22 protein-coding genes are annotated in these 19,410 nt (G+C 45.8%); 11 read left to right on the forward strand and 11 right to left on the reverse strand.

What is annotated here, in order from left to right; genetic code table 11:
- The 7 genes from accC to pdxA all read right to left on the reverse strand — a co-directional run bounded on the left by accC (position 1) and on the right by pdxA (position 5,363).
- Complete coding sequence (accC, locus tag C7460_RS05595) at positions 1-1,344, reverse strand: acetyl-CoA carboxylase biotin carboxylase subunit (RefSeq protein ID WP_115867108.1); 1,344 nt, start codon at positions 1,342-1,344, stop codon at positions 1-3.
- 19 nt (positions 1,345-1,363) lie between these two features.
- Positions 1,364-1,840, reverse strand: a complete 477-nt coding sequence (gene accB, locus C7460_RS05600) for an acetyl-CoA carboxylase biotin carboxyl carrier protein (protein ID WP_115867377.1) — start codon at positions 1,838-1,840, stop codon at positions 1,364-1,366.
- An 84-nt stretch (positions 1,841-1,924) separates the two neighbouring features.
- On the reverse strand, positions 1,925-2,488 hold the full coding sequence (gene efp / locus C7460_RS05605; RefSeq protein ID WP_115867109.1) for an elongation factor P: 564 nt from the start codon (positions 2,486-2,488) through the stop codon (positions 1,925-1,927).
- A gap of 15 nt (positions 2,489-2,503) precedes the next feature.
- A complete protein-coding gene (locus C7460_RS05610; protein WP_115867110.1) occupies positions 2,504-3,502 on the reverse strand; it encodes a beta-ketoacyl-ACP synthase III in 999 nt (332 codons plus the stop codon).
- A gap of 24 nt (positions 3,503-3,526) precedes the next feature.
- The gene (gene rpmF / locus C7460_RS05615; RefSeq protein WP_115867111.1) at positions 3,527-3,718 is read right to left on the reverse strand and encodes a 50S ribosomal protein L32; all 192 of its coding nucleotides are present in this window, start codon (positions 3,716-3,718) and stop codon (positions 3,527-3,529) included.
- A gap of 9 nt (positions 3,719-3,727) precedes the next feature.
- Entirely contained in the window at positions 3,728-4,255 is a 528-nt protein-coding gene (locus C7460_RS05620; protein WP_115867112.1) for a YceD family protein, read from the reverse strand.
- A gap of 82 nt (positions 4,256-4,337) precedes the next feature.
- Positions 4,338-5,363 (reverse strand): 4-hydroxythreonine-4-phosphate dehydrogenase PdxA, encoded by a 1,026-nt coding sequence (pdxA, locus tag C7460_RS05625; RefSeq protein ID WP_115867113.1) that lies wholly within the window; start codon positions 5,361-5,363, stop codon positions 4,338-4,340.
- Between the two features lie 55 nt (positions 5,364-5,418).
- Here pdxA and rsmA point away from each other — a divergent pair, with 55 nt between their 5' ends.
- The 7 genes from rsmA to rsgA all read left to right on the forward strand — a co-directional run bounded on the left by rsmA (position 5,419) and on the right by rsgA (position 11,710).
- Positions 5,419-6,180, forward strand: coding sequence for a 16S rRNA (adenine(1518)-N(6)/adenine(1519)-N(6))-dimethyltransferase RsmA (rsmA, locus tag C7460_RS05630; RefSeq protein ID WP_115867114.1), 762 nt, complete (start codon positions 5,419-5,421; stop codon positions 6,178-6,180).
- On the forward strand, positions 6,177-7,544 hold the full coding sequence (gene mgtE, locus C7460_RS05635; protein WP_245986188.1) for a magnesium transporter: 1,368 nt from the start codon (positions 6,177-6,179) through the stop codon (positions 7,542-7,544). The genes rsmA and mgtE overlap by 4 nt, the downstream gene beginning before the upstream one ends.
- Positions 7,541-8,497, forward strand: coding sequence for an NAD(P)-dependent oxidoreductase (locus C7460_RS05640; RefSeq protein WP_115867115.1), 957 nt, complete (start codon positions 7,541-7,543; stop codon positions 8,495-8,497). The genes mgtE and C7460_RS05640 overlap by 4 nt, the downstream gene beginning before the upstream one ends.
- Positions 8,498-8,625: 128 nt before the next feature.
- A complete protein-coding gene (greA, locus tag C7460_RS05645; protein WP_115867116.1) occupies positions 8,626-9,099 on the forward strand; it encodes a transcription elongation factor GreA in 474 nt (157 codons plus the stop codon).
- Positions 9,099-9,497, forward strand: coding sequence for an HIT family protein (locus C7460_RS05650; protein WP_115867117.1), 399 nt, complete (start codon positions 9,099-9,101; stop codon positions 9,495-9,497). The genes greA and C7460_RS05650 overlap by 1 nt, the downstream gene beginning before the upstream one ends.
- 69 nt (positions 9,498-9,566) lie before the next feature.
- Entirely contained in the window at positions 9,567-10,796 is a 1,230-nt protein-coding gene (locus C7460_RS05655) for a 3-deoxy-D-manno-octulosonic acid transferase (protein ID WP_115867118.1), read from the forward strand.
- Positions 10,793-11,710, forward strand: coding sequence for a ribosome small subunit-dependent GTPase A (gene rsgA / locus C7460_RS05660; protein ID WP_317127686.1), 918 nt, complete (start codon positions 10,793-10,795; stop codon positions 11,708-11,710). The genes C7460_RS05655 and rsgA overlap by 4 nt, the downstream gene beginning before the upstream one ends.
- Here rsgA and C7460_RS05665 read toward each other — a convergent pair.
- Positions 11,671-12,564, reverse strand: coding sequence for a glycosyltransferase (locus tag C7460_RS05665; RefSeq protein ID WP_115867120.1), 894 nt, complete (start codon positions 12,562-12,564; stop codon positions 11,671-11,673). The genes rsgA and C7460_RS05665 overlap by 40 nt on opposite strands.
- A gap of 21 nt (positions 12,565-12,585) precedes the next feature.
- Between C7460_RS05665 and C7460_RS05670 the strand changes: the two genes are divergently transcribed.
- Positions 12,586-13,506, forward strand: coding sequence for a sulfotransferase family protein (locus C7460_RS05670; protein ID WP_115867121.1), 921 nt, complete (start codon positions 12,586-12,588; stop codon positions 13,504-13,506).
- A complete protein-coding gene (locus C7460_RS05675; protein WP_115867122.1) occupies positions 13,503-14,702 on the forward strand; it encodes a glycosyltransferase in 1,200 nt (399 codons plus the stop codon). Before C7460_RS05670 ends, C7460_RS05675 begins: the two co-directional genes overlap by 4 nt.
- Here the strand turns inward: C7460_RS05675 and C7460_RS05680 are convergent.
- Positions 14,677-15,543 carry a GNAT family N-acetyltransferase gene (locus C7460_RS05680; RefSeq protein ID WP_115867123.1) on the reverse strand — a complete coding sequence of 289 codons (867 nt, stop codon included), beginning with the start codon at positions 15,541-15,543 and terminating at the stop codon, positions 14,677-14,679. The two genes, C7460_RS05675 and C7460_RS05680, sit on opposite strands and share 26 nt — an antisense overlap.
- Positions 15,544-15,614: 71 nt before the next feature.
- Here C7460_RS05680 and C7460_RS05685 point away from each other — a divergent pair, with 71 nt between their 5' ends.
- Together C7460_RS05685 and C7460_RS05690 are read left to right on the forward strand one after the other, a co-directional pair.
- Positions 15,615-16,775, forward strand: coding sequence for a tetratricopeptide repeat protein (locus C7460_RS05685; RefSeq protein ID WP_170147902.1), 1,161 nt, complete (start codon positions 15,615-15,617; stop codon positions 16,773-16,775).
- Positions 16,775-17,377: an IMPACT family protein gene (locus C7460_RS05690; RefSeq protein ID WP_115867125.1), complete on the forward strand. Its 603-nt coding sequence runs from the start codon at positions 16,775-16,777 to the stop codon at positions 17,375-17,377. The genes C7460_RS05685 and C7460_RS05690 overlap by 1 nt, the downstream gene beginning before the upstream one ends.
- Here the strand turns inward: C7460_RS05690 and C7460_RS05695 are convergent.
- Together C7460_RS05695 and nhaC are read right to left on the reverse strand one after the other, a co-directional pair.
- A complete protein-coding gene (locus C7460_RS05695) occupies positions 17,374-17,964 on the reverse strand; it encodes a 3'-5' exonuclease (RefSeq protein ID WP_245986191.1) in 591 nt (196 codons plus the stop codon). The genes C7460_RS05690 and C7460_RS05695 overlap by 4 nt on opposite strands.
- Positions 17,961-19,394, reverse strand: coding sequence for a Na+/H+ antiporter NhaC (gene nhaC / locus C7460_RS05700; RefSeq protein ID WP_115867126.1), 1,434 nt, complete (start codon positions 19,392-19,394; stop codon positions 17,961-17,963). Before nhaC ends, C7460_RS05695 begins: the two co-directional genes overlap by 4 nt.
- Positions 19,395-19,410: the final 16 nt, after the last annotated feature.

Here is a 19,410-nt window from a genome sequence, read left to right on the forward strand (position 1 = left end):
TTAAAGATCAGAAAAGTCGAATGTATCGAGGAATTTAGTTGTGAAATTCCCTGATTTAAATGACGGGTCGTCCATGAGCTTAATGTGAAACGGTATAGTGGTTTTGATGCCCTCTATGACCATTTCCTGAAGCGCTCGTTTCATACGCACGATAGCTTCCTCTCTAGTTTGTCCAGTCACGATCAGTTTCGCAATCATGGAGTCGTAGAAAGGAGGAATAACATATCCGGCGTACACATGGCTATCTACTCGCACTCCATGTCCACCAGGGAGATGCAGGTTGGTGATTTTGCCAGGGCTTGGGCGGAAGTCATTGGCTGGATCTTCAGCATTGATACGACACTCTATAGAGTGCAACTGAGGGTAGTAGTTTCTTCCAGAGATTTCTACTCCAGCAGCCACTTTTATTTGTTCTTTGATCAGGTCAAAGTCCGTTACCTCTTCAGTGATCGGATGCTCTACCTGAATACGAGTATTCATCTCCATAAAGTAGAAGTCTCCGTGTTTGTCCACGAGGAATTCCACGGTACCAGCTCCTTCATATTTGATGGCTTCAGCACCTTTGATAGCTGCCTGTCCCATCTTTTCACGAAGCTCCTGAGAAACGATCGGAGAAGGGGTTTCTTCTACCAGTTTTTGGTGTCTTCGCTGTATGGAGCAATCACGCTCAGACAGGTGGCAAGCCTTTCCTCTACTGTCACCTATGATTTGGATTTCAACGTGACGAGGCTCTTCTACAAATTTCTCAAGATAGAGTCCATCGTTGCCAAACGCTGCACCAGCTTCCTGGCGTGCGTCATCCCAGGCTTTTTTAAATTCGCTCTTATCTTTCACCAGGCGCATACCCTTACCTCCACCACCAGCGGTAGCTTTTAGCATGATAGGGTATCCGGCTTCCTCTGCTATGGCCATGCCTTCTTCTATAGAGCTTAGAAGCCCTTCCGAACCAGGAATGGTAGGAACGCCAGCTTCTTTCATGGTAGCCTTGGCTGTAGCCTTGTCACCCATGGCGTTGATCATATCAGCCGATGCACCGATAAACTTGATGCCGTATTCTGTGCATACTCGTGAAAATTCGGCGTTTTCTGCTAGAAAGCCATATCCAGGATGGATTGCATCCGCATTTGTGATTTCAGCAGCAGAAATGATTTGAGGAATTTTCAGGTATGAATCTTTACTTGCGGCAGGTCCGATACACACGGCCTCATCCGCAAATCTCACATGAAGGCTGTCTCGATCTGCAGCTGAATATACAGCTACCGTCTTGATGCCCATTTCCTTACACGTTCTAATGATACGTAAGGCAATTTCGCCGCGGTTGGCTATAAGTATTTTATTGAACACAGTGATTCGCAGTTTAAAGTTATGAAGGATCTACCAGGAAGAGTGGTTGGTCATACTCTACAGGTTCGGCGTTTTCCACCAATACTTTCACGATTTTTCCAGCAACTTCTGATTCTATTTCATTGAAGAGTTTCATGGCTTCAATGATGCATACTGTGTCTCCTTTGGAGATGGTGTCTCCTACATTTACAAATGGACCAGACTCTGGGTTTGCTGATCTGTAGAAAGTACCAATCATAGGTGATTTAACCGTGATAAGGTTGGAGTCATTTGCTGGAGCGTCTGCTTTAGGAGCCTCAGCTGCTGGTGCAGGAGCTGCAGCCGGTGCTGGCGCGGGAGCCGGAGCAGGTGCTGGAGCTGCCGCAGGTACAGATACTGTGGCCTGTGGAGTAGATCGCTTCACATTGATTTTAAACTCTTCAGTCTCGATATTGACCTCTTCAAGGCCTGATCCTGAGATGAAATCTATTAAATCACGAATTTCTTTTGCTTTCATACTATGAGCATTTTTGGTTGAATTGGTACGCATAGAAATGCGCACCAGGCTTGTTATGTCTAGTCCGGTTAAAGGTAATTATTTTTATTTTACTCGCTCCACGTAGGAGTTGGTCAGGGTGTTGATCTTGATGACCTCATCCTGATCAATAAACAAGGGTACCTGTACAGTAGCACCTGTCTCCATTTCTGCAGGCTTCGTTGCATTGGTTGCCGTATCGCCTTTTAGGCCAGGCTCGGTATATACTACCTTCAATACCACGTGCTGAGGGAGCTCCACACCCAATACTTTTTCCTCTTCTGCATGGAAGAGAATTTCTACTTCCTGACCATCTTTTAAAAACTGTGGCGCATTGATCAGGTTTTCCTGCACTGGGATTTGCTCAAATGTGTTGCTGTCCATGAAATGGTAGCCCATGTCATCTTTAAACAAAAACTGGTAATCTCGTCGCTCAACACGAGCGGTGGTCACTTTATGACCTGAAGTAAACGTGTTGTCGATTACTTTTCCAGTGGTAAGGCTCTTGAGTTTTGTTCTCACGAATGCAGGGCCCTTGCCTGGTTTTACATGCTGGAATTCGACGATACTGAACAGGTCGTGGTTAAACTCTATTACCAGTCCATTTCGAAAGTCTGCAGTTGTTGCCATGATGTATAGTAAGGTTTATTTTGGATCGTATGCCCATTTCACCCAGGTAGCTCCCCAGGTAAATCCACCACCGAATGCTGCTAAGATGACATTGTCACCTTTTTTGAGCTGCGACTCATAGTCCCAAAGACAGAGGGGTAGTGTTCCTGCTGTGGTGTTTCCATATCGGTCTATGTTGAGCATCACTTTGTCGTCACCCACACCCATTCTGCGAGCCGTAGCATCGATGATGCGTTTGTTGGCCTGGTGAGGTACGAGCCATGAGATGTCATCTCCCGAGAGGTTGTTTTTTTCCATGACCTCTGCAGCTACATCTGCCATATTGGTAACGGCAAATTTAAACACCGTGGAGCCTTCCTGATAAGCAAAGTGCTCACGGTTAGCTACTGTTTCAGCAGTGGCTGGCTTGCGGCTACCACCGGCTTTCATGTGGAGGTATGGGGCTCCTGATCCGTCAGATTTGAGGATGGAGCTCATGACGCCTACTTCTTCTGTAGTAGGTTCTAGTAGAGCTGCACCACCTCCATCACCGAAAATGATGCAAGTGGTACGGTCTGTGTAATCGATGATGGAAGACATTTTGTCTGCACCGATTACGATTACTTTTTTGTGCATCCCAGTTTCGATAAACTGAGCTCCAGTAGCGAGTGCGTAGAGAAAACCTGAACAGGCAGCACTTAGGTCATAACCAAAGGCATTTTTGGCTCCAACCATATCTGCTACCAGATTGGCAGTAGCCGGGAAAGGCATATCGGGTGTCACCGTGGCACAGATAATAAGGTCTATTTCCTCTGGATTTGTGTTTGTCTTCTCCAGTAGTCCTTTTACCGCTTCTGCCCCGATTACCGAGGTGCCCTGGTTTTCACCTTTGAGAATGCGTCTTTCTTTGATGCCAGTACGTGTCTGGATCCATTCATCGTTGGTATCGACCATGGTTTCCAGTTCCTGATTGGTCAGTACATAGTCAGGTACATATCCATGTACCCCTGTGATTGCCGCTCGGATTTTACTCATGCTGTTTTTTTTGTTTGGCCGAAGTTAAGCCAAAACTTCTTTTTCCATCACCACTTTACCTTTATAGTAAAGTTTACCTTCGTGCCAGAATGCTCTGTGAGGTAGGTGCGGCTCGCCAGTAGCCTGGCAAATCACGTAGCTCTTAGGGGTAGCTTTTACGTGCGTTCTTCTCTTGTCCCTTCTAGTCCTCGAAATTTTTCTCTTAGGATGCGCCATTTTATTGTATTATTTATTGTCTTTCAATTTTTTTAATGCTTCCCAGCGAGGGTCTACCGTTTCTTCATTTTCTTCCGGTTCGTCTCCCTGTGAAGTGTATATCATATCTGGCTGCTCATCTTCCTGCCCTTCGTAACGAGGGTGCAGTTTTTTCATGGGTACAGCCACATTGATAAACTCATATATATACTCACTGACATCTATAGTAGGGGTGTCACCTTTGATCACCAATACTTCTTCACTCAATGAGTAGTTCTCTTCCCCAAACTTGATGATCAACTGTTCATCAAGCTGGATGGGATAGTCAAAAGTATCAAGGCTACGATCACACGTGAGCTCTATTTTCACATCTATGTGAAAGTCTAGCGTCATCATTGTGGCCGTCTTGTCTAGCAAAAGCTTGCAAGTGCCAGATCCTTTTTCAATTAGGCTGTGCTCATGAAGTTGGAACAAACGCTCATCAATTTTGAACTCAAACTCGTGTTGCTTGAGGCCTAAATTGAATATATCTATGTGAAATTCCTTCAAACTGTTCATGCACACTCGCCTTCTATCCGCCTAAAGAACCGCAAATTTAGAAATAAACGAGATATAAAAAAACTAAAATAAGGGTGTAGTTTCAATTGTGTTCCTTCCGGGCTCTTACAATATCAGCAGCCATGTAAATGGCCTGGCGCATAGATGATTCACTGGCTTGACCTTTGCCAGCAAGTGGAAAGGCGGTGCCGTGATCGGGAGAGGTACGGATAAAACTCAATCCCGCAGTGAAATTTACCCCGTTGCCAAAGGCAATGCTTTTAAATGGAATAAGCCCCTGATCGTGATACATAGCCAAAATACCATCGAAACTTCGATATTGCGGACTACCGAAAAAGCCATCTGCCGGGAATGGTCCAAAAACCAGATTACCTTTTTCTTTAAATTCCTTGATTACTGGTTCTATGATCAATTCTTCTTCACTGCCGAGGAGACCATTTTCTCCAGCATGAGGGTTGAGCCCAAGCACACCTACACGCGGCTTTTTTATGCCAAAGTCCTTTTTTAAGGATTTGATCATTAGCTGGAGTTTGTCACGTACCAGGTCCTTGTTGAGTTTGGTGGCTACATCTTTCAGCGGAATGTGGCCTGTGACTACTCCGATGCGTACTTCCTCTGAGACCATAAACATCAGGCTGTCGCTGGCACCATCTTCTTTGGTTAGGTATTCTGTGTGCCCGGGGAAGTTAAATTCCTCCGTTTGAGCCAGGTCTTTACTCAGAGGAGCTGTAACCAATGCGTTTAAATGTCCGGCTTTTAAGTCTTCGAGTGCTCGCTTTAGCGAAAGCACGGCATACTCTCCGCCGGTTTTGTTGGGCTGGCCTGGAGTGACTTCTATGTGCTGTTCGTTAAGGTTGAGCACATTTACCTTGCGATGGTGAATCTTATCAATGGTTTTGGTTTGGTTGTAATTGAAGTTTTTGAGGTCCAGTTCTTTTCGGTAGTAAGAGATCACACGTCCGTCTGCATAGATTACGGGTGTGAGGTGGCGTAGGATGCGGTTGTCGGTGAGTGCCTTGATCACTACCTCGGGGCCTATGCCATTGATATCGCCAATTGAAATGCCGATCAAAGGTTTATTATCTGTATTGCGGGAAGATTCACTCATAATTTTGGCAATTTTACAGCTTCGAAAATACAAATGATTTAAAACTTCAGCGCTTTTGAAACACGTTTCGCCCAAAAAACATCTCGGTCAGCATTTTTTAAAGGATGAAAACATCGCTCAGAAAATAGTAAATGCGCTGATAGGCAAAGCTGCAGGTACTCTTATAGAAGTAGGGCCGGGTACGGGAGTGCTTACCAAATATTTACTCGACGAAAGTATCCATCTCCGTGCTATGGACGTGGACAAGGAGTCGGTAAGCTATCTGAAAGAAGTTTACCCTGAGCATGAAGCGAAATTTGTTTTAGAAGATTTTCTTAAAACAGATTTAAAAGCATTGGATGCGCCTATAGCTGTAATTGGAAACTTTCCGTACAACATTTCTTCGCAGTTGTTTTTTAAAATATGGGATCATCGCAATGAGGTGGAAGAAGTGGTTTGCATGATTCAAAAAGAAGTAGCGGATCGTATTGTGGCCAGGGAAGGGAATAAGACTTATGGAATATTAAGTGTATTGCTTCAGGCATTCTACGACATAGAGTATTTGTTTACTGTGCCCAGGGGTGTTTTTAACCCACCACCTAAAGTACTCTCTGCAGTGATACGCCTCAAACGAAACGATGTAACCCGGCTGACCTGTGATGAGGTGCTATTTAAACGTGTAGTGAAAGCGGGTTTCGGAAAACGTCGCAAGACCTTGCGCAACGCCCTAAAAGACCTAAATTTGGCCTTCGCTACAGACGCTCCCGTGTTTGACCAGCGAGCCGAGCAGCTTTCAGTAGAAGAGTTTGTACAACTGACCAATCAAATTTCGTCATGAACGAAACGATCATGCAATTTGAGCTTTCCAAGGAATATCTTGAGCGTTTTCAGCAGGCACTCAATGAGCAGGATGCGGAGTTTATCCGAAGCTCATTAGAGGGCGTGAACCCCGCAGATATTACGGCTCTGTTGTATGAGTTTGATGCGGAGGAATGTAAGTATGTGTTTAGTCTCCTCCCCAAAGAAGTAGATGCTGCCATTCTCAACGACCTGGAAGATGATTTGCGCGAGCGTTTTATTTCAGAGTTTAGTCCTGAAGAACTGGCCCAATACCTCGAGCATCTAGACTCTGATGATGGTGCAGACATCCTCTATCAGATGTCCATCAAAAAGCGTGAGGAGGTGATCAAATACATCGAAAACGAAGAAAAGGCCAGCAACATACTGGATCTCCTTCGCTACGATGAAGATGTGGCTGGTGGACTCATGGCCAAGGAGCTCATCAAAGCCAACATCAACTGGACCATCCTGCAATGTATAGAGGAGATTCGCAAACAGGCTGAGAATGTCCAGAAAATCTACTCTGTATATGTAGTAGACAACCTGGGAAAGCTGGTGGGCAAGGTTTCTCTAAAGCGCATTATTCTGGCTGAAGATGGCGTGAAGATCGCAGATATCTATGATGATACCGTAGTGTCTGTAGAAACTTATATGGAAGATGAAGAGGTGGCACAGATCATGCAGAAATATGATTTGGAAGCCGTGCCAGTGGTCAATGCACGTGGTAAGCTAGTGGGGCGTATTACCATCGATGATGTGATCGATGTGATCACAGAAATGGCCGAGGAAGAACGTCAGATGATGGCTGGTATCAGCTCTGATGTGGAAGAGGACGATACGGTATGGATGCTCTCCAAAGCCCGGCTGCCCTGGCTCATAGTGGGTATGGTGGGTGGATTGGCTGGAGCCCAGTTTATTGGATTGTTTAAAGGGGATATCGCCCTGATTCCGGCTTTGGCATTTTTTATCCCACTCATTACAGCTACGGGGGGAAACGTAGGCATACAATCATCGTCTATCGTTGTGCAGAGTCTGGCCAACCCGAATGTGTTTTCCGACGGGCTGTTGCGCAGGCTAATGAAAGTGCTCTTTGTAGCCGTGGTAAACGGAGTGATTTTGGCGCTGATGGTGTTTGGAGTAGTGATGCTCTTCAATCGCAATGAGCCCCTTGCCGCTACTGTTTCTATCGCACTGTTTAGTGTGGTGCTACTGGCATCTTTTATGGGTACGATCACTCCATTGGTGTTGGACAAGTTTGGAATCAATCCAGCACTGGCATCAGGCCCATTTATCACTACAGCGAACGATTTGCTGGGTTTGGCCGTTTATTTTTCCGTCGCACATTTGCTATATAACTTATGAACCAACCAACTAATAATCGAGTGCTTATCGTGGATCAAATGCACGATAGCGTGGAACGCCTGTTTACCGAAGCTGGTTTTGAGCCAGATTACCGGCCAGATATCAAACCTGCTGAAGTGCTGGACATCATCCACCAGTATGGAGGAGTGGTAGTACGCAGCAAAATGGCTATTGATAAGTCTTTTTTAGATGCTGCGGTAAACTTGAGATTTGTGGCCCGAGCAGGTGCGGGTATCGATAAGATAGACTACCCATACCTTACAGAGAAAGGCGTGAAACTGGTCAACGCGCCAGAAGGCAACCGGGACGCTCTTGGTGAACATGCTATTGGGATGTTGCTCAATTTGTTTCACCGCCTGGATAAAGGCAACCGAGAGGTGAGAGACATGATCTGGGACCGTGAGGGCAATAGAGGCTTTGAAGTAAAAGGCAAGACAATTGGAATCTTTGGTTTCGGATTTATGGGCTCCGCATTTGCGGAAAAGCTTCGCGGGTTTTCGTGCAGGGTGCTAGCTTATGACAAGTACAAAACGGATCTTTCCAACGAATACGTAGAGCAGGTAGACCTGGAAACCTTCTTTAGAGAAGTAGAGATATTGAGTATACACGTGCCTCTTACTGCCGAAACCAGATTCTTGTTTGATGAGGCTTATCTGGAGCGTTTTCAAAACTTAAAAGTAGTGGTCAACACCAGCCGTGGTGAGGTGTTGAAACTCTCAGCGCTCAATAAGCTACTGGCAGAAGGTAAGCTGCTGGGGGCAGCACTGGATGTGTTGGAAAATGAAAAGCTGAAGACACTCACTGAAGAGCAACAGCAGGATTTTGATACACTGAGAGCATTTGGAAACGTGATACTAAGTCCCCATGTAGGTGGGTGGACATTTGAGTCTTACGAACGCATCAATGAGGTGTTGGTTTCCAAGTTGCAGGCCGAAGGGCTGGCGCATGTGTAATGGAATTGTGAATCAGCAGCAAAAAAATTATATTTGCGTCCACCAAGCATATACGAAAGAAACCATAAGAGAAGGCGGTCCATCTGGGCCGTTCTTTTTTATTTATAAGTAGGTAAAAGAAAACGAAAATGTCAGGAGTCAATTATTACACTAAAGAAGGTTTGCAAAAACTCAAAGACGAACTAAATGAGTTGAAAACCAAAGGCAGAGCCGACATGGCTAAACAAATCGCCGAGGCTCGCGACAAAGGAGATTTGAGTGAAAATGCAGAGTACGATGCGGCGAAAGACGCCCAGGGGCTTCTGGAATTGAAAATATCCAAATTAGAAGCGGTAGTAGGAAATGCCCGAGTAATTGACGAATCAAATCTGGATACCTCAAAGGTTGGAATTCTCTCCAATGTGAGAATTAAGAATAAGAAAACAGGCATGGAGGTAAAATACCAGATAGTGGCTGAAGAAGAAGCCGACCTGAAGCAAAACAAAATCTCCATTAAGTCACCTATAGGCAAAGGACTTCTGGGTAAAAAAGTGGGCGAAATCGCCAAAATCAAAGTCCCTGCTGGAGAAATTGAATTTGAGGTACTTGAAATCTCGTTCTGATGGCTAGTATTTTTTCACGAATTATTTCCCGAGAAATACCAGCGCATATCGTAGCTGAGAGTGATGAATATTTAGCTTTCCTGGATATCAACCCACTTACTCAGGGGCATACACTGGTGATACCCAAAAAGGAAGTGGATTATATCTATGACCTGGATGATGAGACCCTTTCGGGCTTGCATGTTTTTGCTAAAAAGGTAGCCAAGGGGATAGAGTCAGTGATTGATTGTGAACGTATAGGTGTGACTGTAATCGGGCTGGAAGTGCCACATGCACACGTCCACCTAATTCCCATCAATGCTGTGGATGATATGAATTTTGGTCGGATGAAACTGGCTCCAACAAATGAAGAGCTTGCTGAAACTGCTCAGAAAATTAAAGAAGCCATTCACTCATGAATGGCTTTTTTCGTGTTAAGCGACTGATCTGACCACTCAGGTAGTTCAAAACGGGAAACCCTCTGATTCATGCAGATTTTGTATTGGCTTGCTGTTCAGCTTTATCACCTCGCAGTAGGTCTGTTGGCCCCTTTCCACCGGAGAGCTCGTGTGTTTTCCAGAGAGCGGATAGGAGCTATCCAGCGTATAGAGGATGCCCTGGATGGGCGTAAACCTGGTCCACTTGTATGGGTGCATATAGCGTCAGTGGGGGAGCTAGAACAAGCCAAGCCAATCATTGAGAGGCTAAAAGCCACAGAGCGCCCACCTCAGGTATTGCTTACTTTTTTCTCACCCTCTGGTTTTAAAGCGGGTCAAACATACAGGTTTGCAGATTTTGTTCACTACCTACCCAAAGACACGCCTACAAATGCACGCCGTTTGGTTCGGGCCGTAGCCCCGTCCACAGTAGTGTTTGTCAAGTATGATCTTTGGTATTTCCTGCTCAAAGAGCTTCACAGGCAAGAGCTTCCCGTGTATGTGGTCTGTGCTCATTTCAGGCCTTCTCAGATGTATTTTGGTATCACACGCAGGTTCTGGTTACAAGTACTCAAGCCTATTAAGCATTATTTTGTGCAGAGTGAGGAGGTGGCCATGCTATTGCGACTACACGGTATTCACCAGGTGATAGTAGCTGGAGATACGCGTTTTGATCGAGTGGCGGCAGTAGTGAATTCGGCACGCAGCTGGCCAAAAATTCAACGTTTTAGAGGTGAAGAACCCCTAATGGTACTGGGTAGTATATGGCCATCTGACATGGAGGTGTGGGAGCCGATCATTCGGAAACATGTTAGTACTGTCAAATGGTTGATAGCGCCACATTTAGTTGACTATACTGACCAGTTGTTGTCATTGCCGCATAGTGTACGCTATACAGATAGTGCTCTTGGTGATCAGCACCGAATATTGATTTTAGATACCATGGGCATGCTGTCTTCAGTCTATGGGCTAGGTGCCGTAGCTTATGTAGGTGGTGCTTTTCGGGGCGCACTTCACAATGTACTGGAACCCGCAGCACATGGAATGCCCGTATTGGTTGGAGCACACAAAAAAAATAGTAAATTTCTGGAAGTGGCAGCACTGCAGGAGCGAGGAGGGCTACGGCGTTTTACTCATACAGAAGATCTGGAGCAGGTCTTCCTGCAATTGATGGAAAACAAAAGAAAACGAATGGAAATGGCCGAGGCATCAGCTAAATTCATTGAAGAGCACGTGGGTGCTTCTAATTTAATCGTGAAAGAACTTATAAAATGGATATGACGGGATTGGTTGTGAAGTCTACAGGGTCTTGGTATCGTGTGCGCTTAGCTACAGGCGGGGAGGTAGAGGCTCGTTTACGCGGAAAATTTAAGCTAGAAGGCAAAAAAATCACCAACCCCATAGCCGTGGGAGACCAGGTGGTTCTTGAGCAGTTTCAAGACGAATACATCATCAGCTCCATTGCAGATCGTTCCAACTATATCATACGTCAGTCACCCCGAAAAAAGCACCATGATCACTTACTGGCGGCTAATGTGGATCAAGCCATTATGATCGCCACGCTGAAAATGCCCCGAACTTCACTCGGATTTATTGATCGGTTTTTAGTTACGCTTGAGACCTTTCGGATTCCCGGTATCATTGTTTTTAATAAGATGGACCTGCTCTCTGAAGAAGAAAAAGATGATGCGGGCTACCTTTCGTTTCTCTATGAGCAAAAAATAGGTTACAAATGTCTCCAGACAGCTTTTTTGGAAGAAGGTGTACCCGAAGAGTTGAGCGAGCTACTGCAAGGCAAAAAAACCTTGCTTTCTGGACATAGCGGAGCTGGCAAGTCTACGCTAATCAATATGCTGATCCCCGACGCAGAGCAAAAAGTCACTGAGATTTCTTCTTTTGCCAATAAGGGTGTGCACACTACCACCTTTGCAGAGATGTTTTTTCTAGATGAAGCTTCAGCCATTATAGATACACCCGGCATCAAAGAGCTCGGATTGGCAGAGATTGATCCCGAAGAACTAGCGCATTATTTCCCGGAAATGCGAGACTACCTGGGGGAATGTAAATTTCATAACTGCATTCACACCAACGAACCAGGCTGCAAAGTGAAGGAAGCATTGGAGGAAGGTAAGATCTCTTCTGAGCGCTACTATAGCTACCTTTCCATGCTGGATGATGAGGACAATCGTCGGTAGCTGGCATTCATCAGTTTTACATATTTAGGTATCAACCCAAAGTTTAAGGTGCGGGTGCACTGCCGGATTTCATACTGAATGCGTTTGCGTAGCGCTTGCCGTTCATCCTCCGCCGTGCAGAGGTTCAGAGCTTTTTGGCATACGCGGAAAGTCGACTTCTGGTGTTGGTTTCTAAAGGCAAACTGAGCGTTTGAATGTGAGCCTGAGACAGTGCGTTTTTTCGTGAGGGGAGCAGGATTGAAAATGTAGTGAAACTGCCGTGCAGAGCGAACCCAAAAGTCAAAGTCTTCATAGCTAAGTGTGTCATCATAGCCATTGAGCGCTGCGAATACTTCGCGTTTCATCATCATGGTAGGTGGGCAGATAAAATAGCGCTTAATTACTTCCGTAAATATGTCGCCTTGAGGTATTGGCGTAGTGAGCTGGCCATCGGTGTTGCGTGGGTAGTGGGTAGTGCGAATTGCTCCTGACTCATCACAAATAAAGGCATCACTAAAGTGCACTCCTGCATGCTCTGTGGCATTTGCAAAATCATTGATACCTGTTTCCACACGTTTTGGTAGTAACATGTCATCGGCGGCCAGATCAATGATAAAATCTCCGCGAGATTTTTCCAATCCTTTGTTGAATGCCGCGCAGTTGCCTAGATTGTCGGATAAATCAATAAATGGCACTTCGGTGCCTTCAAGCAGTTTGCGTATAGTGGCTTTGCTGTCGTCTGTGCTGCCATCATCTACTACGATGAGTTCTATATTTTGGTAGGTTTGTGCGCCTACAGAGCGGATAGCATCTGCTACGTATTTGTTTTGATTGTGACAAAGACAAATGACCGAAACTAGAGGTAATGATTCCATAGGATACTGTCAGGTGTAAATATGAGAAGAATAAAATTAGCACGTACACTACAGCAACTCACAGGCTTGTTTCCCGGCAAATATCCTCTTCATAGCAAAGTTGGAACCCGCAATGAACCTTTTTTTGTCTTTGGTAGTGGTAGAAATGGTAGTACCATGCTCAACCGGATTTTGAACCAACATCCGGCGTTTTTCCTGCCATCAGAGCAGTATTTTCTTGGGAATAGTATTATCAAATTTAGGCTGTACAATTTTTTGATTTGGCGGGATTTGGTGAAAATCATCGCGGGAGAGCTGCTGCCAGCTACAGGCAGCCATACCTGGAGTTACGGTCCTGATGCAGTCATCAAAGACCTGTTTCACACGTCGGACAAAAGCCTGCAATACGTGGTGGACAGGATTTTCAGGTCTTATGGTGAAAGTAGAGAGGTGCAGTTTGCTCGTTGGGGAGATACTACACCCATGAATACACGCTATATGCCCGAAATCACGGATCTTTTTCCTAAAGCAAAATACATCTTTTTGTTACGTGATGGCCGCGATGTAGTGGCTAGCTATCAAAAGGGTGGAAAAGATTATTTGGGTGAATTGGCCGCACCCATGAGTGCAGCCAGGCACTGGCTACGCTCTGTGGCTATGTACGAACAAATGCTCAAAAAAACGGATATATTGCTGGTGAGATATGAAAAGCTGGTGCAGGATCCCGAGTTTGAGCTCACACGATTGTGCCAAACTTTGGATGTGGAATATGATCCGGGCCTGTTGGACTTTCATTTATCTACTCCTCAGGAAGCTTTGTATCAGGAGCCACAGCACGCCAATATACGCAGACCAATATCTGGCTCTTCTGTTGGTAACTGGCAACGAACACTCGCCAAAGAGGACCTGGATATGATCATGCCACTTTTGCAGGATACACTGGCTAAATATGGATATGTATGAATGTATTTGTGATCCCGTCGTGGTACCCCTCGGAGGCACACCCATCTACAGGAATTTTCTTTAAGGAGCAATCAGAACTACTCGCCCGACATGCCCAAAATATACGTTTAGGTATCAGTGTGTGGGGACAGCACGAGCCTAGTCTGTGGCTTCCTGTGCATAAGCCGTTATCGAGCCTGATAAAGCTTGCTTCACGTCCATCAATCAAAAAAAAAGACGTTCACTTAAATGAACGTTGTGTGGAGTTTTTCACTCCGGCTTATACCTGGAGCAGGAAGATAGGTAAAGGCAATGCTAAAGGTATACAGGAAGCTAACGAGGCAAATTTTCAGCGTTTTACCCAAGCATTTGGCCCACCTGATCTTATTCATGCGCACGTGGCTTATCCTGCAGGTGTCATTGCGCAAAAACTGGCAAAGAAGCACGGGATTCCGTTTTTGATCACCGAGCACATGAGTCCGTTTCCCATGCCATCGCTCAAATCGATCTTTAAATCCAAAATACTTCCAGTGCTGGCCACAGCCGATCGTGTATTTGCGGTGAGCAAGGCCCTGGCAATGGACATAAGTAGCTATGCTATCGGCAGTGAAGTGCTGTCCAATTTCATTGATGATGAGCAGTTTATGCCAGGTAGTGAGCGCAAGGGGGGTAAGATGTCTCTTTTGGCTGTTGGGCGGTTAGAAAAGCAAAAGAACTATTCGCTGATGCTGCAGGCCATGGGCAAGCTTCGGGATGCTGGTGTGGATTTTGAATTGAAAATTATTGGAAGTGGTAGTATGGCCAATACCCTACAGCGTCTCACACAGCAACTATCTCTGGACACACATGTGGAGTGGCTGGGAGAATGCAGTCGAGAGGGGGTGAGTTGTCACATGAAAAATGCAGATGTTTTGCTCAACACCAGTATGCATGAAAACCAACCTGTAGCTATTTTGGAAGCACTTGCCTCTGGGCTGGAAGTAGTTACTACCAAATGGGCAGGTGCGCAAGAGTTTGCCCGTACGGTAAATAGTCACCTGGTGGGGTATTCACCTAAAGAGGTGGTGGCTGCACTTGTTACTTTGAGCAAAGAAGGAGTAAGACCCAAATCCCAAATTCGCGCTCTATTCGATGCGCATTACAGCACGCGTAAGCAAGTAGATCAGCTTATTAGCCGCTATGAAATGGTTGTTAATCGAGCTGTTTCCAAAGAGTGACCCGCTCAGTACGTATGCCACCCATATTTTCCTTGAAACGAATGAGGCTTTCCTGTGGAGTGCCATTGATAGAGGAGATGCCCAGGTCTATGTAATGAAATTTACGTTCTTGAAAGTACTGGTATATGTGATGTATCAGCCGCACCATGGGGCTTTCTGACTTGTGATCAGGGTGAGTGGCTGGTAGGAAGTAATAAGCAACAGCTTCTATAGGGATGGTCATGACCACTGCTGCTATGAGCTGGCTGTCCTTTCTGGCTGTAAACAAAACATACCTTTCGGGAAAAGTCTCCACCATCTTTTGGAGCATTTCATAGCTGATATTGATTTCCAGGCCCTGCTCTTGTCTACACCTGCTGATAAACTGGTGGACCTCCAGTAGTGCTTCTTCCGATTCTACCTGGCACGTAAATGAGGCTGGTTTGTCCAGTTTTCTTTTTTCCATGCTATGGAGCCTGTCTTCCAACTTGCCTTCCAATGGGATGTAATGGGTGATTTCTGCAACTCGTTGCTGAAAACCAATCAGCTCCAAAATGGTAGGGGATACAGCTCCAGGGTAGAAATGAGGGGCCTGAACTACTTCCAACTTGCGGACGCCCATATGTTGTAGTGCATTTTCTGTTTTATTCAGGAAATCCAGAAAATCAGATTTTTGTGCATTTTCTATGAAAAACCCACCAATTGGGCTTTTCGGCATGGAAACTGCTCTTTCACCATCCAAAAAGAAGCTGATTTGAGCGCACTCAGAATGTATTTTTTGATAACTGTCGAGCTTGTGGATTTGAGCATATTCTGGGGTGAAGTAGAAACAAGGGAGGGGTTCTTGCAGTTTTGTTGACATCTATTTTATGGATCGGTGTGTCCTTAAAGTTAGTCAGTTTCTTTTTTTGAATGACTAAAGCTTCTGCTAAATTGCCCTTTAATAAATACAACGATATCTATTTAAAATTCAAATTGAAGTCAGGACTTACCGCCATATTTTTGTCTGTAGTACTTCATGCTCAGGCTCAGCTGTTTGACAGCCCAAAGAACATAGCGCTTGTTCGTACGGGTATAGATTATATATACAACATCCAGCCCGACTCAGCGGAGCTTTATATAGTGAAACTGGAGCATAAACTACCCAATCACCCCTGTGTGCCTATGTTGCGCGCGCTAAATGTGCTGTGGACGCACATACCAGTGGTTTCAGTAGATTCTGTTTTTAGAGACTTTAGTCAGCACCTTAGGGAATGTATCCGGCTTTCGGCGCATTTGGATGGTGGCCGTCAGGAACATCCCGAGGCTATCTTTTTTGAGATGTCTGCACGGGGACTGCTCGCAGAGTATTATGCCGATGCTGGTCAATATATGAAGGCACTGTCGGAGGCCGGAAAAGCCTATGACCTCATCAAGAGCGGTTTTGAACTTACAGACCAGGTGCCAGACTTTCTACTCACCACGGGAGTTTACAATTACTTTCGTGAAAAATATCCAGAGAAGCATCCGGTTTACAAACCGTTGCTGTGGTTTTTTAGAGCCGGAGATGTGGAGCTGGGTCTTGCGCAGATCACTGCTGCCACCGAGCGCGCGTTGCTCACTCAGGTAGAGGCCTATGTTTATCTGGCATACATCTACCTCAGGTATGAATACAAACCTGAGAAAGCGCAGCGTTTCCTCTGGGAGCTGGCGAAAAAATACCCGAACAACTTCTATATCAAAGCCAAGCTTCTGGAGTCTCTTACTCCCAAGGGAGATTTTGAGGAGGCGCCCATGGAGTACATCAAAGAGCTGAAGCAATCTGACAGGCCTTACTATCAGCTTGCAGGAAATTCCTTTTATGGACTTTATCTAGAGCAGGTAACTTTGGAGGTGGGGCGTGCGGCTGATTTTTATCGAAAGGCTCTAGCGTCAGGGTCTCAGATCGTAGGGCATGGTACTTATTACAAAAGTTTGGCCCATCTGGGACTGGGACGTATAGCAGCCAAACAGGGAGATACTGCAGAGGCTGAATATCATTACGAGCAGGTTTTGGAGATAACAGAAACGGATACCTTTCGGAAAAAGGCTGAGCGTTTGCTAAAGATGTTGTAATGAATGAATTTTTTACCATAGAAGCTCCTTCAGAGGGGCTTTTCAAAGAAAAGGGAAGCAAATTTTTGGCGTATGCCTATCCGGTAGAAAGCGAAGCAGACGTCAAAAACCGATTGGAAGAGCTGCGCAAACAATATTATGATGCCCGCCATCATTGCTATGCCTACATTATTGGTCTGAAAAAGCAGGCGTATCGTGCCAATGACGATGGTGAGCCGAACCACTCGGCAGGAGATCCCATATTGGGGCAGATTCGTTCGATGAATCTGACCAATTGTCTCGTAGTAGTGGTGCGCTATTTTGGTGGTACAAAACTAGGTGTGGGGGGATTGATAGCAGCGTATAAAACAGCAGCAGAAGAGGCGCTAAAGCAGGCCAAAATACGAACGATATATTCTCAGACAACATTTGATTTGACCTTTTCCTATGAAGCTACTGCAGAAGTGGAACGTGCGTTGGCTGGATTTGATATCCACTACCTGGAAAAAAACTATACAGACTCCTGTCAGTTTGTAGGGCTTCTCAAAGATGAAGATGTGCCACTGCTGGAGGCAAAGCTGGAATTGACAGAAGGCGTACGGCTGACTTTTGCTGCGGATTAGATATAACCTTTGTCCAGCAACATCTTGTAGATTTTGATGCATACCCAGGCGTCCGTGGCTGCGTAGGAGAGCTGACCAGTGGTAAGCTCCCTGGACTCCCAGTTGGAGGTTTGCTGGCTTTTACTTATTCTGGATTTTAGAAATATTCCTGACAGGCTTTTCATTCCGATTTGGCGAATGCCGAGCTCTCCGGCTATGTCGTTGAGGTCTACAAATCCGGCTGGTCGGAAGTTTCTGCATTTCTTAAGCTCTTTCAGATCATCCCTGATGCTGATGCCTACTTTTACAATGTCAGGATCTTCCAGTAGGTTTTTAAGCAGATTAGAGATGCCCAGATCTTTGATGCGGATGATAAAAGCGTCTGTAAGGGTGGAGAGTTGGATCAGGGCAGTTTGGTTGTACTCGCCTTTGTTAAACGTGGGCTTGGTCTCGGTATCGAACCCGAGGATCATCTCATGCTCCAGCAGCTGCATGGCTGCCAACATGGATTTTTCAGAATCTACCAGATGAATCTTACCCCCAAATCTGATCAGGGGGAGATGCTTAATGTCTTCTTTGGCTATTTCACTTGGAAACATAGTACTCATACTTCGGGTTTAATGCGTCGTATTTTATAACCGATAAATGCGAAAAACATGGTCATAAAAGGACTGATGATATTGAAAAAACAATAGGGTGCATAAGTGAGGGTAGAAACACCCAATACGCTGGCGTGGTAGGCGCCGCAGGTGTTCCAGGGGATGAGAACTGAGGTAACCGTGCCTGAATCTTCCAGGCTACGGCTGAGGTTTTCGGGAGCCAGGCCTTTGCGCTTGTAGATGTCAGTATACATACGTCCCGGTACTACGATGGCCAGGTACTGGTCAGAAGCCGTGATGTTGAAAAACACACAAGTGCCAACAGTGGAAGCCACGAGTGCTCCCGTAGAATTGACAAAGCTGATGATCGTTTTGGCGATACGCTTGAGCATGCCAGAGCTCTCCATCACACCACCAAATATCATGGCCGACAGGATGAGCCAAATGGTGCCGAGCATGCCGGCCATGCCGCCGGAGGATAAGAGTTCGTTCACCATATCATTGTTGGTAACGATAGCAATGTCACCATACAGTGATTTCATAACTCCTACAAACATGCCTGCCGCGTGGGCACCACCACCTATGTTGGCCACTACTTCAGGTTGGAAAATCAATGCAAATAGCCCTCCGAGCAAGGTGCCCGCTAGTAAAGCTGGAATAGCAGGGACTTTTTTTACGATTAAGATGACTACCACAATGGGCACTATGAACAGCCAGCCGTTGATGTTAAAGCTGCCCGCAATGGCGTCTAGTATGATGCCTGTCTCTACCGCCTGTCCAGAAGTATCTGTGGTAAATCCGATCACCAAAAAGACGATCAAAGCCAATACAATAGAAGGCACTGTGGTGATGGCCATGTAGCGAATGTGCGTAAATAAATCGGTCCCGGCCATGGCAGGGGCGAGGTTGGTGGTGTCGGATAGCGGAGACATTTTATCTCCAAAATAGGCCCCGGAGAGGATGGCTCCGGCGATCATTCCTTCGGATACACCCAGCGCTTTACCTATACCTATCAGGGCGATTCCTACAGTAGCTGCGGTGGTCCATGAACTACCTGTAGCTACCGATACGATAGCACATACAATACAGGCTGCAAATAGGAAGATAGTAGGGTTAAGTATCTGAAGACCGTAATAAATCATGGCTGGCACAATGCCGCTCAGCAGCCAGGTGCCTGCCAGCGAACCGATCAGCAGGAGGATCAATAAAGAGGTCATGGCCGAACTGATGCTCTTGACGATTCCATCTTGTATTTCATTCCACTTAAAGCCCAGTCTGGTAGCCACAATTGCCGCTACGGCGGCAGAAAGTATTAGTACGATTTGGTTGGAACCATCAAGCGCAGCATCTCCGAAAATTCCTACGTTTATGGAGAGTAAAATGATTAAGAAGATTACGGGGATTAAAGCTTCAAAAAGGGTGGGTTCGCGCTTCGCCATCAGTCAATTTTCTACC

Origin of the sequence: Marinoscillum furvescens DSM 4134 (genome assembly GCF_003386095.1) — a bacterium.
Classification (GTDB): Bacteria; Bacteroidota; Bacteroidia; order Cytophagales; family Cyclobacteriaceae; genus Marinoscillum; species Marinoscillum furvescens.

Coding starts and splice junctions, on each gene's coding strand:
- accB (WP_115867377.1), bottom strand. CDS start 1,840: ATGAAAGCAAAAGAAATTCGTGATTTAATAGATTTCATCTCAGGATCA.
- efp (WP_115867109.1), bottom strand. CDS start 2,488: ATGGCAACAACTGCAGACTTTCGAAATGGACTGGTAATAGAGTTTAAC.
- C7460_RS05610 (WP_115867110.1), bottom strand. CDS start 3,502: ATGAGTAAAATCCGAGCGGCAATCACAGGGGTACATGGATATGTACCT.
- rpmF (WP_115867111.1), bottom strand. CDS start 3,718: ATGGCGCATCCTAAGAGAAAAATTTCGAGGACTAGAAGGGACAAGAGA.
- C7460_RS05620 (WP_115867112.1), bottom strand. CDS start 4,255: ATGAACAGTTTGAAGGAATTTCACATAGATATATTCAATTTAGGCCTC.
- pdxA (WP_115867113.1), bottom strand. CDS start 5,363: ATGAGTGAATCTTCCCGCAATACAGATAATAAACCTTTGATCGGCATT.
- mgtE (WP_245986188.1), top strand. CDS start 6,177: ATGAACGAAACGATCATGCAATTTGAGCTTTCCAAGGAATATCTTGAG.
- C7460_RS05640 (WP_115867115.1), top strand. CDS start 7,541: ATGAACCAACCAACTAATAATCGAGTGCTTATCGTGGATCAAATGCAC.
- greA (WP_115867116.1), top strand. CDS start 8,626: ATGTCAGGAGTCAATTATTACACTAAAGAAGGTTTGCAAAAACTCAAA.
- C7460_RS05650 (WP_115867117.1), top strand. CDS start 9,099: ATGGCTAGTATTTTTTCACGAATTATTTCCCGAGAAATACCAGCGCAT.
- C7460_RS05655 (WP_115867118.1), top strand. CDS start 9,567: ATGCAGATTTTGTATTGGCTTGCTGTTCAGCTTTATCACCTCGCAGTA.
- rsgA (WP_317127686.1), top strand. CDS start 10,793: ATGACGGGATTGGTTGTGAAGTCTACAGGGTCTTGGTATCGTGTGCGC.
- C7460_RS05665 (WP_115867120.1), bottom strand. CDS start 12,564: ATGGAATCATTACCTCTAGTTTCGGTCATTTGTCTTTGTCACAATCAA.
- C7460_RS05670 (WP_115867121.1), top strand. CDS start 12,586: ATGAGAAGAATAAAATTAGCACGTACACTACAGCAACTCACAGGCTTG.
- C7460_RS05675 (WP_115867122.1), top strand. CDS start 13,503: ATGAATGTATTTGTGATCCCGTCGTGGTACCCCTCGGAGGCACACCCA.
- C7460_RS05680 (WP_115867123.1), bottom strand. CDS start 15,543: ATGTCAACAAAACTGCAAGAACCCCTCCCTTGTTTCTACTTCACCCCA.
- C7460_RS05690 (WP_115867125.1), top strand. CDS start 16,775: ATGAATGAATTTTTTACCATAGAAGCTCCTTCAGAGGGGCTTTTCAAA.
- C7460_RS05695 (WP_245986191.1), bottom strand. CDS start 17,964: ATGAGTACTATGTTTCCAAGTGAAATAGCCAAAGAAGACATTAAGCAT.
- nhaC (WP_115867126.1), bottom strand. CDS start 19,394: ATGGCGAAGCGCGAACCCACCCTTTTTGAAGCTTTAATCCCCGTAATC.